The 13,731-nt window shown below is 42.3% G+C and carries 12 protein-coding genes; 3 read left to right on the top strand and 9 right to left on the bottom strand.

Going from position 1 to position 13,731, the window contains the following annotated elements:
* Window positions 1-81 precede the first annotated feature (81 nt).
* The 8 genes from LX64_RS23330 to LX64_RS23295 all read right to left on the bottom strand — a co-directional run bounded on the left by LX64_RS23330 (window position 82) and on the right by LX64_RS23295 (window position 6,314).
* Window positions 82-333, bottom strand: a complete 252-nt coding sequence (locus tag LX64_RS23330) for a hypothetical protein (RefSeq protein ID WP_111600111.1) — start codon at window positions 331-333, stop codon at window positions 82-84.
* An 88-nt stretch (window positions 334-421) separates the two neighbouring features.
* Window positions 422-841: a hypothetical protein gene (locus tag LX64_RS23325; protein ID WP_111600110.1), complete on the bottom strand. Its 420-nt coding sequence runs from the start codon at window positions 839-841 to the stop codon at window positions 422-424.
* Window positions 842-865: 24 nt separating this feature from the next.
* On the bottom strand, window positions 866-1,135 hold the full coding sequence (locus tag LX64_RS23320) for a hypothetical protein (RefSeq protein ID WP_111600109.1): 270 nt from the start codon (window positions 1,133-1,135) through the stop codon (window positions 866-868).
* A gap of 6 nt (window positions 1,136-1,141) precedes the next feature.
* The gene (locus tag LX64_RS23315) at window positions 1,142-1,543 is read right to left on the bottom strand and encodes a hypothetical protein (protein ID WP_111600108.1); all 402 of its coding nucleotides are present in this window, start codon (window positions 1,541-1,543) and stop codon (window positions 1,142-1,144) included.
* A 536-nt stretch (window positions 1,544-2,079) separates the two neighbouring features.
* Window positions 2,080-3,093, bottom strand: coding sequence for a recombinase RecA (recA, locus tag LX64_RS23310; protein ID WP_111600107.1), 1,014 nt, complete (start codon window positions 3,091-3,093; stop codon window positions 2,080-2,082).
* 300 nt (window positions 3,094-3,393) lie between these two features.
* Window positions 3,394-4,086: a hypothetical protein gene (locus tag LX64_RS23305; protein WP_111600106.1), complete on the bottom strand. Its 693-nt coding sequence runs from the start codon at window positions 4,084-4,086 to the stop codon at window positions 3,394-3,396.
* A gap of 48 nt (window positions 4,087-4,134) precedes the next feature.
* Entirely contained in the window at window positions 4,135-5,619 is a 1,485-nt protein-coding gene (rpoN, locus tag LX64_RS23300) for an RNA polymerase factor sigma-54 (protein ID WP_111600105.1), read from the bottom strand.
* A gap of 92 nt (window positions 5,620-5,711) precedes the next feature.
* Entirely contained in the window at window positions 5,712-6,314 is a 603-nt protein-coding gene (locus LX64_RS23295) for a ribonuclease HII (protein ID WP_111600104.1), read from the bottom strand.
* Between the two features lie 676 nt (window positions 6,315-6,990).
* On the opposite strand from LX64_RS23295, the gene LX64_RS23290 reads away from it, so the two are divergent.
* Entirely contained in the window at window positions 6,991-8,094 is a 1,104-nt protein-coding gene (locus LX64_RS23290; protein ID WP_245952798.1) for a COX15/CtaA family protein, read from the top strand.
* A 94-nt stretch (window positions 8,095-8,188) separates the two neighbouring features.
* Window positions 8,189-10,423, top strand: coding sequence for a patatin-like phospholipase family protein (locus LX64_RS23285; protein WP_111600103.1), 2,235 nt, complete (start codon window positions 8,189-8,191; stop codon window positions 10,421-10,423).
* Here the strand turns inward: LX64_RS23285 and LX64_RS23280 are convergent, their stop codons facing one another.
* Window positions 10,424-11,425, bottom strand: a complete 1,002-nt coding sequence (locus tag LX64_RS23280) for an alpha/beta fold hydrolase (protein WP_111600102.1) — start codon at window positions 11,423-11,425, stop codon at window positions 10,424-10,426. It abuts the gene before it with no gap.
* Between the two features lie 319 nt (window positions 11,426-11,744).
* Between LX64_RS23280 and typA the strand changes: the two genes are divergently transcribed.
* Complete coding sequence (gene typA, locus LX64_RS23275; RefSeq protein ID WP_211324879.1) at window positions 11,745-13,553, top strand: translational GTPase TypA; 1,809 nt, start codon at window positions 11,745-11,747, stop codon at window positions 13,551-13,553.
* Window positions 13,554-13,731: the final 178 nt, after the last annotated feature.

Below are 13,731 nucleotides of genomic sequence, written 5' to 3'. Positions count from 1 at the left end.
ATAGGGAAATACGCCGGCAAATTATGGATAAGTTGCGGGTCCATGAATACCCACTGGTAGGTATTCCAATTCTCTTATAACTCAGGGTGTGCTGGTAAATGACTCGTCGCGGGTATTGGCATTCACATATTCCAAGATGCGTGTAGCAATAGCCGTTGCCAATGGATTTTCGATTAGTTTACTATCGGCAACATCCAGAGATCCATCCTCTTTCTTGGTGAAAGTTACTTCATGGTCTTCATCGATGACGGCATGGTAATGATGTGGAGTTGGCGTAACGAGTACGAGAAAATGTTTGTTATCGTGATCGAACGTGAGTGTGAATTGATGCATGGATTGATTGCTTTCTTAGGTTAACAGATTTTGGGGGAAATGGTTGCTTGTTGGGGGAGGCTTTCATTTTTTAAGTGATCCTTCTAAGTTATATTGTGGCTTGAATAGTGTGTTTCGTTATAAGTTCGTCTGGAATAGCAGGAATGTATAATCTTTCAATGGGGTACCCTTTAGTTAATGTGGACTGTATGCCACGGGCGTGATCAACAGACAATGAAACTAAGTAGTTAAGAATATCATAATCAATGATTTTCCCATCAGAAAATAGTAAAGAGAGCTCCTTAACAGCAAACTTGTTTCTCACTTGCATCATAAATAATTCTAGATCGCCTTGAAAAAACTTGTATGTAATGTTTGTGGTGAGCGTTGATTCTGAGGAATTAATACTAATCTCATTCCCAAATGAGAATTTTAGTCTTTCCTTGCTAATTTGAAAATCTTCTGGAACATTTATCAAATGGTTATTAAGATGAATATCCAATATCTTGAAGTTAATGTTTTCTTGCACTATTATTGAGATTTGCGATTAGCATTAAATACTACTTAGATATTCATATTGAATACCTGTATTCGTACTATCAATTTCATACTCTTTACGTTCTCTTACTTTTTTACGTAATAGGATGTTTTCTTTTTTTACAGAAACATCTTCAAATAATTGTACTTCAAAGTCAATGGTCTCGAGTACAATTTCTTTCTCTGTTTTCTTTAATTGGCTTCTTAAATATATACCAGTTCCCCAAGTAATAATGGTTGCTATTACTGCCAGTATAGTAAGTATAAGTAGTGTTGTATCGTTCATAATCTCTTATTTACTGAAGACAATTTTATTCGCATAATAACTCATATAAGCAGATCCTATAAATAGTAATACTGATAATGTATTCAAAGAATAGAATCTTGTACCCAGGCTATTATTTTCATAAGCGTAGAAAACGCCTAATATAATACCAATAAAAGCGATTACCATTGCAGATCCAACACATAGTACTATTTTCAGTGGCAGCTTTTTACTAGTCACCAGGTTAAAATTAGCGATATTAAACGCTAAGGCTGCAAATAAAAAGTCTTTTATATCAAAAGCATTAATATTTAGATCTATGGATAGGGCTAACCTAATTAGAATTGGTAAAATACCCCCAGTAAACGTTACTATAAACCATAGGCATTTCGATTCATTCTTCTTTACGAAATCAATCACTCGATTCATTTTCAAAGAAAATTTGGGATTAAACTGATAGTATAAGTTACTTAATATGCTTCAAACAACATTTCTGCGAACTAATAAAAACGCGCATTGGATAATGCGCGTTTTCTTTGCTAGAACTAACCCAAACAAATATTTATATGGAGGTAAATACTGTTAATTTTAAAAAGGTTCGCTAGAAAACGAACCTATAAACTAAACTAACCCAAACAAACGTTTATAAAACGCTGTTAAAGAATTATTTTTCTGAAGGCAAAGCGTAGCCTAGCATGCAAACAGATGCACGCGAACAAGGCGATGACTCCCGAAAATTGATGTATTAAATTTTATGTAGAAAGGGGTAACTGGGTATGGATGCTTTCCATCATACTTCCATCTTCAATAAGTGCTCTTACATACACCGCTTGAAGCTATACGATGCTTTGGTAGATGTTTAGTTAAGCAACCCAACGGCTACTCAACTAAACATTCCTTTATCATTATAAGAAAGATCGTATCATTTATAGAGAGAATTACTTCCCCCCTCGATCACACTAGCATTACGCCGTTGCAGCCGCTTGTTCTGCTAACTTCGCTTTGATTTTGTTTTCGATTTCTGCTGCTACTTCCGGGTTGTCCAACAACAATTGCTTTACAGCATCACGACCTTGGCCCAATTTGTTACTTTCATAACTGAACCAGCTACCGCTTTTTTGAACAATACCGAATTCAACACCCATATCAATCAGCTCGCCTACCTTAGATACACCTAAACCATAGATGATATCAAACTCCGCTTGGCGGAATGGTGGCGCCACCTTATTCTTTACAACTTTTACTTTTACACGGTTACCTACCGCTTCATCGCCATCTTTAATTTGACTCATACGACGAATATCCAAACGAACAGACGCGTAGAACTTCAAGGCGTTACCACCTGTAGTTGTTTCTGGGTTACCGAACATCACACCAATCTTCTCACGTAACTGGTTGATGAAAATACAGCAACAGTTCGTCTTAGCAATCGTAGCTGTTAACTTACGTAATGCTTGTGACATCAAACGAGCTTGTAAACCCATTTTGCTATCACCCATTTCACCTTCCAACTCACCCTTCGGCACCAAAGCCGCTACAGAGTCAATCACCACCACATCAACAGCACCAGACAAGATCAAACGATCCGCAATTTCCAATGCTTGCTCACCATGGTCAGGCTGCGAAATCAATAACGAATCAACATCCACTCCCAAACGCTGCGCATAAGAACTATCAAAAGCATGCTCAGCATCGATGATGGCACAAATACCACCTTTTTTCTGCGCTTCAGCAATCGTATGAATGGCTACCGTTGTTTTACCAGAAGATTCCGGGCCGTAGATCTCAATGATCCTACCCTTCGGAAAACCACCAATACCTAATGCTATGTCCAATCCTAAAGACCCGGTAGAAATAACTTCCATAGGCTCTACACCCTTCTCACCCATCATCATCACCGAACCCTTACCAAAATCTTTCTCGATTTTATCCATCGTAAGGCGAAGCGCCTTCAATTTATCTGCATTCGCGTTAGACATAATCTTTAGTGTTTGTTTGTTTAGTATAGTTTTTTCAAATCTAATGGTGATGCTAAGGTAAAACTTAATTCTGATATTTTCCTAAATTTTTTAGCAATTTTCAAATATTACTAATTTTACTAGCATCCACCCTTTTGACTGCTTCGTTGCAATCAACAGTACAAAGATCGTATCCCGGTACGCACTGAACGTGCGCGCCGAAATATTTTTTTTATTTTTTTATGTAAAACCCAAAAAGGCCGCCTCTACATGCGTAGCGACGGCCCCTTTCCTATATTTTAAATTCCTTTTTTCTTCTTCCTACCCCAATATCCCGAACGCAATCCATTGCATTAATATCCCCCCAATAAATCCAATATACACTTCCGCCGGGGTATGCGCATTCAAAATCAAGCGCGCCGTAGCTACCAAACCCGATAATACAAATATCAAGGCCAATGGCACCGCCACGTTCATGCCCATTCCCCACATTAATACGGTGAAAAACCCAATCATGCCTCCCCATCCAACAGTATGCATGCTGATTTTCAAGAAGTTATTGGCAACCAAGCTAAATACCACCGACAAAAAGATCCCCAAGAAGAACGACACGTAAAACGCCGGCGCCTCCCCCTCTTTCTTAAACGTATAAAACGCCCAAAAATAAAAGATCACGCTCGCCACGTACGGGATAATCCTATCGCGCTGCGACTTCATATATATAGAACCTACAAAACCCAGCGCCCTACCCAGTAACACCACCAACATCGGGAATAAAATCGTGATCGCCCCCACTCTTATTAATAATGTATCGTACGCAAACATGATGCTCTGCTCGCGGAAGAATACAAACTCCTCCGGCAAGGCATTCACGCACAATGCTGTTACTAATAAGGGTAAAAATAAAGGATGACAGATATACGAAATCACATGCGCCACGCCTCGTAAAGCGGGCGGAAAGTCGATGGGTGCCGGGCCCGGAGCCTCGATGAATTGATTTTCTTCTACTAACACGTAATTGCTTGTTTGTGCACGAAACTACACAATGTTTATTAATCTCCCCTACAAGGCCTTGCGTAAACGCGCCACCGGGATGTTCAATTGCTCACGGTACTTCGCCACAGTTCTACGGGCAATGTTATACCCCTTGTCCTGCAACATTTTGGTCAAGTTCTCATCGCTTAAAGGCTTGCGCTTGTTTTCGCCTTCGATTAAGTCCGACAAGATTTTCTTCACCTCGCGTGTACTTACCTCTTCACCGCTATCGGTCGATAACGATTCTGAGAAGAAGAATTTTAATTTGAAGGTCCCGAACTCCGTTTGCACGTATTTACTGTTCGCTACGCGGCTTACGGTGGAAATATCGAGTTGAGTGAGGTCTGCGATGTCTTTTAAGATCATCGGCTTCATGGTGGTTTCATCGCCCGTTAAGAAGAACTCGCGTTGGTAATCCATAATCGCTTCCATGGTCGACAACAAGGTATGCTGCCTTTGCTTAATGGCATCGATGAACCATTTTGCTGCGTCTATCTTTTGCTTAATGAATAAAACGGCTTCTTTCTGGCGTTTATCTTTCTTATCCCCGCGGTCGTACTCTTTCAACATTTCGCGGTAACCTTCCGAGATGCGGAGGTCTGGTGCATTTTTCGCGTTTAACGACAATTCTAATTTGCCGTTGTTGTTAAGTATGAAGAAATCGGGAATAACGTAGCTTTCGGCTTTGTTGAGGGATACGTAATTACCGCCTGGTTTAGGATTAAGGCGGATAATTTGGGTGATGGATTCTTTTAAATCCTCATCCGATAATCCCAATGCTTTTTGGATTTTCTCGTAGTGCTTCTTGGTAAACTCCTCGAAGTACTCGTCGAGTATTTGCGTGGCTGTTTGTACACCGGGATCGTCTTGAGGCTTGCGCTTTAATTGTAATAACAAGCACTCGCGTAAATCGGCACAACATACACCTGGCGGATCAAAAGTTTGAATTACTTTAATCAGTGATTTTACTTCTTCTTCCGTTGTATCGATGTTTTGGGAGAATGACAAATCATCCACTACCGCACTCACTTCTCTTCTCAAATAACCATCATCATCAATACTACCAATAATTTGTTCTGCAATGCGTTGTTCGCGGTCGTTTAACGCCAACATACCCAATTGCTGTAATAAGTGATCGTGGAACGATGTTTCCACGCGCACCGGTATGGTACGACTCTCTTCCGAATCGCCGTAGTTATCGTCGCGTAATTTATAATCAGCTATATCATCGTCGCCTTCTGATACGTACTCCGATATGTCAATATTGTCATATTCACTTTCACTACCGTCCATTTCAAATTCATCTTCCGATGATTCGAATTCGTCGGCATTTTCCTTCGACATGTCATCGTCGTAAGTATCTTCGCTATGTTCCAATGCCGGGTTTTCCTCTAACTCTTCTTTGATTCTTTCTTCCAAATTAGCAGTAGGAACCTGCAACAGTTTCATTAGTTGAATCTGTTGTGGCGACAGCTTTTGTAGTAATTTCTGTTGTTGTGTCTGCTTTAACATAGCTTCTTCCTATCAATCTCTTAATAAATAAGAATAGTTCTAATCTCATTGTAACCGGTAACAATGTACGGCTTTTACAATTGTTTTTAAACCTATTCAAAGTCTAATTCAAGTTGATCGGGTAACAGTCGGAACGACTTGCGGTGTAAAGGGGTATCGCCATGTGCGCGAATTGCGTCGCGGTGTAAACGTGTGGGATATCCTTTGTTAATGTTCCAACCATATTGCGGGTGTGCTTCGTGGAGTTGCTCCATATAGGCATCCCGGTAGGTCTTCGCCAATATGGACGCGGCAGCTATTGATGCATATTTGCCATCGCCTTTTACGACACATTCGTGTGGTATAGTTCCATAAGGGTAAAAACGGTTGCCGTCAACCAGTATTAATTCGGGTTGTATCAACAATTGTGCCAATGCCTCGTGCATGGCCTTGAATGAAGCTTTCAGGATGTTTATCTTATCAATTTCCACATTGTCGATGCTCGCTACCGCGAATGCTAAAGCTTCTTTTTCAATCACCGGCCTTAAAGCCAATCGATGTTCCTCCTTTAATTGTTTCGAATCATTTAACAATGGGTGCGAAAAATTGCGTGGCAAAATAACAGCCGCTGCAAACACAGGGCCTGCTAAGCAGCCACGACCGGCTTCATCGCATCCGGCTTCTACATACTTATCTTGAAAATACGGTAATAGCAAACGACAATCTTTTTGTGCCGGTAAAATTAAGGAAACCAGTGGTACCGACCTGCTTTATTTGATAGACGTTTTTTATGTCCCGCGCCTAGTATCATCAATTTTTTGAATACTGTCACTTTGTTGGAAAAGATTCAAAATGACAAATCGCCCCCCAAGGAGGCCAATTTGTACTGTAAATGGCTGCTTTTTTGTTACATTTTATATGCCGAGCCTTTGACTTCCCTTTGACGAGCCTTTGAAAACCCTTTGAAAAGCCTTTGACGCCCCTTTGAAAGACTTTGACTTGCCTTTGAAAGACTTTAACCTGCCTTTAATAGTAGTTACCCGGAATTGGACTTATGCTGGATATATCCATACCTCCCCTCCGTCTTTTGTCTCCCCAGTTGTAGAAATCTTTTTACATGTTGGGTAACCAAAGTTGGCAGATTTGAACGAAATCGCCCTGCACCCCAGCTCTGTCGCAAAGGGATCATAATGGGCACGAATTGTACCCAAAAGTGAGGCAATAGCTAGTTTTCACAGCGCTATTTATAATATCTTCCAATGTTCTTCTAATGTTATCCCAATGTTCTTTCAATATTCCACACATATAGGGCACACTATTCACCCCTATTCCTTCCCTATACCCACCAAGCCCCCTTTTATGCCCTTAAAACCACAAAATGCAGCCTAAAACATGATTTTAATCAACTTCAGCTTAAATCAGCTTTTCTACCCTAATTTTGCCGCCAGTATGGATACCAATTTGAAGCAAAACAGACCCGTTGTTATTTGGCTATTTGTAGGCGTGGCCATGATTATTGTGCAAGTGCTGCTAGGCGGTATCACCCGCTTAACCGGCTCGGGCTTATCTATCACGGAGTGGAAACTCGTGCTGGGTGCTTTGCCTCCTATGAACGAGGCCGACTGGCAAGCTGCTTTTGATAAATACAAAGAAATCGGGCAGTTTAAATACATCAACAACCACTTTACCTTACAAGATTTTAAAGGTATTTATTTCTGGGAATGGCTTCACCGTAACTGGGGACGCTTAATTGGTATCGTATTCTTCGTTCCATTCACCTATTTTGTTGTTACCAAGCGCTTCAAAAAGGATATGATCAACCCAATGATCGGGCTTTTCCTTTTAGGCGGCCTCCAGGGCGCTATTGGTTGGATTATGGTGAAAAGTGGTATTAACGACGAGGATTTGTATGTTAGTCATATCCGCTTAGCCATCCACTTCATTGCAGCACTTTCTTGCCTTGTATACACGATGTGGTTTGCATTAAAATTGAGCACACCTGCTATTCAAATCCAATTTGCCCCTAACCTGAAAAAGCTCGCGAACTGGATTCTTGCTATACTTACCGTGCAATTAGCATACGGCGCCTTCATGGCTGGCTTACACGCCGCTTTGGCTGCTACTACTTGGCCCGATATTAACGGTCAAATTGTACCTACCGGCATGTTCACGCAAGGTGGTTTCTTGGAAGATATTACCCACAATATGATCAGCATCCAGTTTATCCACCGTGGCCTGGCCTACATTTTAACGGTATTGATTATTATTTGGTGGGTGAAAGCAGGAAAGATTGCACCAGGCAGTACTTTACACAAAATGCGCAGCTTAACCATTGCCATGGTATTGTTACAAGTATTACTAGGCGTACTAACCCTTTTGAATAGCAAAGTGAAAATTCCTTTATCTTACGCATTAGCGCACCAGTTTGTGGGTATGTTGCTATTGATGGTGATGGTATGGGCAAGATTCCTTGTAAATAAGAAAACTGCACAATAAAATATTAACATATTTGAAAAAAACTTTTGTCGTCTCTACCCCGTAGAGACGATTTTTTTTCCGTAAGTTTAAACCTAACAAGTTTGGCAGCACGGTGAAATATTTTGTTTACAAGATTTACTATTCCTTTCCTATCCAATTACTCTTACTGCATTTCCGTAAGTACCAGGTATTACTGATTTTTTGGGTGATCCTCTTTAGTACTATCAATGGCGGATTTGCAAAGGTTTTCGGAGGCAATGCATTGTTCCTTGCACCCGAGTACTTAGGGAAAGTAAACTTCTACAGTACTGCTATATTGGGTGTGGCTATTGCCGTGTTTACAATGAGTTGGAACATCACCACGTTCATTTTACACTCGTCGCGGTTTAAATTCTTGGCCACCACGTCGCAACCTTTCTTTCGCTACTGCTTGAATAACTGTGTTATTCCACTCCTTTTCTTGTTATGCTTGCTGTGGCGGGGATGGCAATACCAACGTATCCAAGAACTCAATAGTATTCCGAATATTCTCTTATTACTAGAAGGCTTTCTAGGTGGGTATTTACTGGTTATTTTCGTGTCGTTCTTCTACTTCTTCAATGCCGATAAAAATATCGGGAGAAGACTTAGCAAGAAGTTCGGCAACCCAAGAAATTTCTTGCGCACCATTATGAAGCCTACGCAAGAGCCCGACGAAAATGCTTTACCGGTCGATAACTATTTCTCTACACCTTGGCGCGTACGCCGGGCCAGGAATGTGGGTCACTACAATAAGCATTACCTCGATAATATCTTCCGTCAACACCACTTCGCTGCCATGATTACCATCGGCCTCGCCTTGGTGTTCCTCGTAATACTTGCCTACCTAATGGACTATAACGCCTTCCGTATCCCGGCAGGTGCCAGCGTAGTTATTTTCTTCGCTTTCCTTATAGGTATCGCCGGTGCTTATTCATACGTACTCCAAACCTGGTCGATTCCCTTCTTGCTTATGATCCTTATTTGCCTTAACTGGATGGTTAAGCACGATTGGATCGACAACCGCAACAAGGCCTACGGCCTCGATTACAAAAACAAAAACACTCGCCCTCCCTATACGGCCCAATACTTACAATCTTTCTTCAGCGAAGAACGCAGCAAGAACGACCAAGCGGCTACGATCAAGATCCTTGATACATGGCGCGCCAAGTTCCCAGCGAATAAAAAGCCGAAATTAATTGTGCTCAACTTCTCCGGCGGCGGTTCCCGCTCGGCGGCTTGGAGCGTAAATGTGCTACAGCGCTTAGATAGTTTATTGGAAGGAAGGTTGATGCAGAATACCGTTTTAATGACGGGCGCATCGGGTGGTATGATGGGGGCTACCTATTTCCGCGAATTGTACCTCCGCCAGCAAATGGGCCAGCGTATTAACTTGTACGACAGCTCCTATACAGAAAAGATTAGCCGCGATTTATTGAACTCAGTTTTCGGTTCTATGGCGGTGAACGACTTTATTACCCCGTTCCGCAACTTCAAGATCGATAAGAATATTTACTCGAAGGACAGGGGCTATTCCTTCGAAATGCAACTCAACTTCAACACCGACAACGTGCTGAACCGCACCTTGGGCGAATACCGCGAGCCAGAGCAGCAAGCGAAAATCCCGATGTTGATATGGAACAGCGCCATCAACGCCGACGGCAGAAGGCTAATTATCTCGCCCCAACCCGTTAGCTACCTGTGCGCGCCGCAATACCTTTATCCCAATTTGCCTACCCGCGACATCGACGGTGTGGATTTCTCTCAATTCTTCGCCGCCCAAAACGCCTCCAACCTACGGGTAACCAGTGCCATTCGTATGAATGCCACCTTCCCGTACGTGCTGCCGAACGTGTTCCTTCCCAGCCAACCCATTATCGACGTAATGGATGCCGGTATCCGGGATAACTTCGGCCAAGAAACCACCTTGCGCTTCATTTACACCTTCCGCGAGTGGATCAACGAAAACACCAGCGGCATCATTTACATACAAATTCGCGACACGCGCAAGAACGATATGACTTCCATTAAGAAGAACAAAGACCTCGGCGACCTGCTATTCGAACCGCTATTTACCATGCAGCAGCATTGGAGCGCCATGCAGGATTACAACCAGGATTATATCGTGAACTTCATCGAAGGCTATTTCCACAATAAGTTTGAACGCGTGATTTTCCAATACGTTCCGCAGAAAGAAGACCAAGCGGCAGCTCTTAGCTTCCACCTCACTTCGCGCGAGAAACGAGATATTGCAAAAGCCTTGGAAAACCCCGCGAATCAAAGCGGCTTCAAGTACATCTTGAAGCACATGGACCAGGCCAACCCGTAATTACTGTAATAAAAACGCTCTCAACGGCTCTATAAACTGCTTAAATGCCTCGATATGCGGTAGGTGTCCTACCCCAGCTATGGGCACTAATTGCGCATGAGGTATTCTTTTCGCTACGGCTTTACCCAATTCGGGGTAATTGCCCAAGGTTTTACGCACATTTTCCGGAACGCTGGCTTTACCTAAGGCTGTTCTATCGCGCTGGCCAATAATAAGGAGTGTAGGCATTTGTAGGTTTTCAAACTCGTAATACACGGGCTGTGTAAAGATCATATCGTATGTAAGCGCGGCATTCCAGGCCACCAACTTGTAGTCGTTCCCTTCCGTCCATGCGGCCAAGAGCTTGGCCCATTTCTCGAAATTAGGCGTCCATACACCGGCATAGTAGTTCTCTAGTTGGTATTTCTTTATTTTCTCGTAGTCTTGGGTTAATTCCCCTTTATACCATTGGTCGACCGATTGGTAGGGCACAACTGTTTTCCAATCTTCCAGGCCGATGGGATTTTCCAAGATGAGTTTTTCAGTTACTTGTGGGTACATCAGGGCGAAGCGGGTAGCCAGCATGCCGCCCATGGAGTGGCCGAGTACGGCGGTTTTATTGATATGGAGCGCGTCTAACAGCGCTTTGGTGTTTTGGGCCAGCTGTTGGAAGGAATATTGAAAATGAGGCGGTTTCGACGATTTCCCGAACCCTATTTGATCCGGCATAATTACCCGGAAGCCGGCGTCGCGGAGGCTCATAGCGGTACTGTCCCAATAGGCGGCATTGAAGTTTTTACCGTGCAGTAAGAGAATGGTTTTGCCATTGGGAGCAGTGGGTTGTACATCCATATAGGCCATGTGCAGGGCTTGTTCTTGTATATGAAGCGTAATGGAATGTACGGGAAAAGGATATTGGTAGGTTGACAGGATACTGTCTTGCGGAGGAATTTGTTGTGCCTGGGTTGCCGATCCTAAGATTAGAATGGAGCAGCAAGCTGCCAGTAGGTTTTTTCCGAGCATTTGTGCGTGTATTTTATGGATTCAAATACTGGTAATCGAGCAAAAATAATGCTGAAAAATAGGAGATTTTGCATGCCTATAATATCACATGCAAATAAGAAAGTATACAATTTTCTGTCTGGGGTAATTCCCTGGAAACCATGTGGTAATAGCGCTTTCGCGTGAGTTTAACAAATGATTACATTTATTTAAAGCATATCTCCTGCGATTTCCAAGCTTTTTTGTACCTTTGCGCCTTCTTTTGAAGGGCTGCCCGATTTTTACCCATAACAGGACGATCTGTGTTGGTTTACGATCAGCCAAAAGCAAGATATTAATTATGCAAATAAGAAACATCGCGATTATTGCGCACGTAGATCACGGGAAAACTACCTTGGTGGATAAAATTTTACACCAAACAAACGTTTTCAGGTCGAACCAAGAAACAGGCGAACTTATCATGGATAACAACGACCTCGAAAGAGAGCGTGGTATCACCATCTTAAGTAAAAACGTGTCTGTAGAATTCAATGGTGTAAAAATTAACGTTATCGATACTCCAGGCCACGCCGACTTTGGTGGTGAGGTTGAACGTGTATTGAAAATGGCGGATGGCGTTATTTTGTTGGTGGATGCTTTCGAAGGTCCGATGCCACAAACGCGTTTCGTATTGCAAAAAGCTTTGCAATTAAATTTGAAACCAATTGTTGTTATCAACAAAGTAGATAAGCCTAACTGTCGCCCAGACGAAGTACACGATGCTGTATTCGATTTATTCTTCAACTTGGATGCAACAGAAGATCAATTGAACTTCCCAACTTACTATGGTTCTGGTAAAAATGGTTGGTTCAATGATTCACTCACTCCTTCAGAAGACATCGTTCCATTATTAGAAGGTATCTTAAAGCACGTACCAGCGCCGAAATTCGATGAAGGTACTTTGCAAATGCAGATCACTTCTCTTGATTACTCTACTTTCCTTGGCCGTATCGCTATCGGTAGAGTAACCCGCGGTTCTATCAAAGAAAACCAACCTATTTCTTTGATGAAAGCTGACGGTTCTGTAGTTAAAACACGTGTTCGTGAATTATATACTTTCGAAGCCTTAGGTAAAAAGAAAGTAACTGAAGTATTAGCAGGTGATATTTGTGCTGTTGTAGGTATCGAAGATTTCGGTATTGGTGACACCATTGCTGACTTCGAAAATCCAGAAGCATTACCAGTTATCTCTGTTGATGAACCAACCATGAACATGGTGTTCGGTATCAACAACTCTCCTTTCTTCGGTAGAGATGGTAAATTCGTAACTAGCCGTCACATCCGTGATCGTCTTACCAAAGAATTAGAAAAGAACTTGGCCCTCCGTGTTGTTGACACAGATTCAGCTGATAGCTTCTTAGTATATGGTCGTGGTATCCTTCACTTAGGTGTATTGATCGAAACGATGCGTCGTGAAGGTTATGAATTAACTGTTGGTCAACCACAAGTTATCATCAAAACCATCGACGGTAAGAAATGCGAACCATACGAAAACTTGGTAGTAGACGTTCCAGAGGAATTCGCTTCTAAAGTAATCGACTTAGTAACTCGTCGTAAAGGTGAAATGTTAATCATGGAAACCAAAGGCGATATGCAACACTTGGAATTCGAAATTCCTTCACGTGGTTTGATCGGTTTACGTACGCAAATGTTAACTGCTACACAAGGTGAAGCAGTTATGGCACACCGTTTCATCGATTATAAAGCTTGGAAAGGTGTTATCCCTGGCCGTAACAACGGTGTATTGCTTTCTAAAGAAGCGGGTACTACTACTGGTTACTCTTTGGATAAATTGCAAGATCGTGGTTTCTTCTTCGTAGATCCAGGAGAAGAAGTATACCAAGGTATGATCATCGGTGAAAACAACAAACCTGGTGACCTCGTTGTAAATCCAAATGAAGGTAAGAAGTTGACGAACATGCGTGCAAGCGGTTCTGATGCTGCTACCAACATCGCGCCTAAAACGTTGATGACGTTGGAAGAATGTATGGAGTACATCCAGCACGACGAATGTATCGAGGTTACACCTAACTTCATCCGCATGCGTAAAGTATTGTTGAATGAGGAAGATCGTAAACGTCAAGCTAAATCAATGAAAGCAGAAGCTTAATTGCTTTAACGATATACAAAGGAACCGGCTCTACAATAGAGCCGGTTTTTTTATGCCTACCTGTTTTCAAGAAGTGTACGTAATTCAGCCGTTAGTCAACACTCCCCTGCAACTGATCAAACAGATCCCTTAAAGCAGCCACCATAGCGTTATTTCGTGCAACAAAACAATCATACTA

Source organism: Chitinophaga skermanii (assembly GCF_003259335.1).
GTDB classification, from domain to species: Bacteria; Bacteroidota; Bacteroidia; order Chitinophagales; family Chitinophagaceae; genus Chitinophaga; species Chitinophaga skermanii.
The sequence above is the reverse complement of the archived record's forward strand: the minus strand, read 5'-3'. Positions and strand labels throughout refer to the sequence as shown.

Bases quoted from the DNA above. Each gene is read 5' to 3' on its own strand.
- LX64_RS23315 (WP_111600108.1), bottom strand. From the start codon at position 1,543: ATGAATCGAGTGATTGATTTCGTAAAGAAGAATGAATCGAAATGCCTA.
- recA (WP_111600107.1), bottom strand. From the start codon at position 3,093: ATGTCTAACGCGAATGCAGATAAATTGAAGGCGCTTCGCCTTACGATG.
- typA (WP_211324879.1), top strand. From the start codon at position 11,745: ATGCAAATAAGAAACATCGCGATTATTGCGCACGTAGATCACGGGAAA.
- LX64_RS23320 (WP_111600109.1), bottom strand. From the start codon at position 1,135: ATGAACGATACAACACTACTTATACTTACTATACTGGCAGTAATAGCA.
- rpoN (WP_111600105.1), bottom strand. From the start codon at position 5,619: ATGTTAAAGCAGACACAACAACAGAAATTACTACAAAAGCTGTCGCCA.
- LX64_RS23280 (WP_111600102.1), bottom strand. From the start codon at position 11,425: ATGCTCGGAAAAAACCTACTGGCAGCTTGCTGCTCCATTCTAATCTTA.
- LX64_RS23330 (WP_111600111.1), bottom strand. From the start codon at position 333: ATGCATCAATTCACACTCACGTTCGATCACGATAACAAACATTTTCTC.
- LX64_RS23290 (WP_245952798.1), top strand. From the start codon at position 6,991: ATGATTTTAATCAACTTCAGCTTAAATCAGCTTTTCTACCCTAATTTT.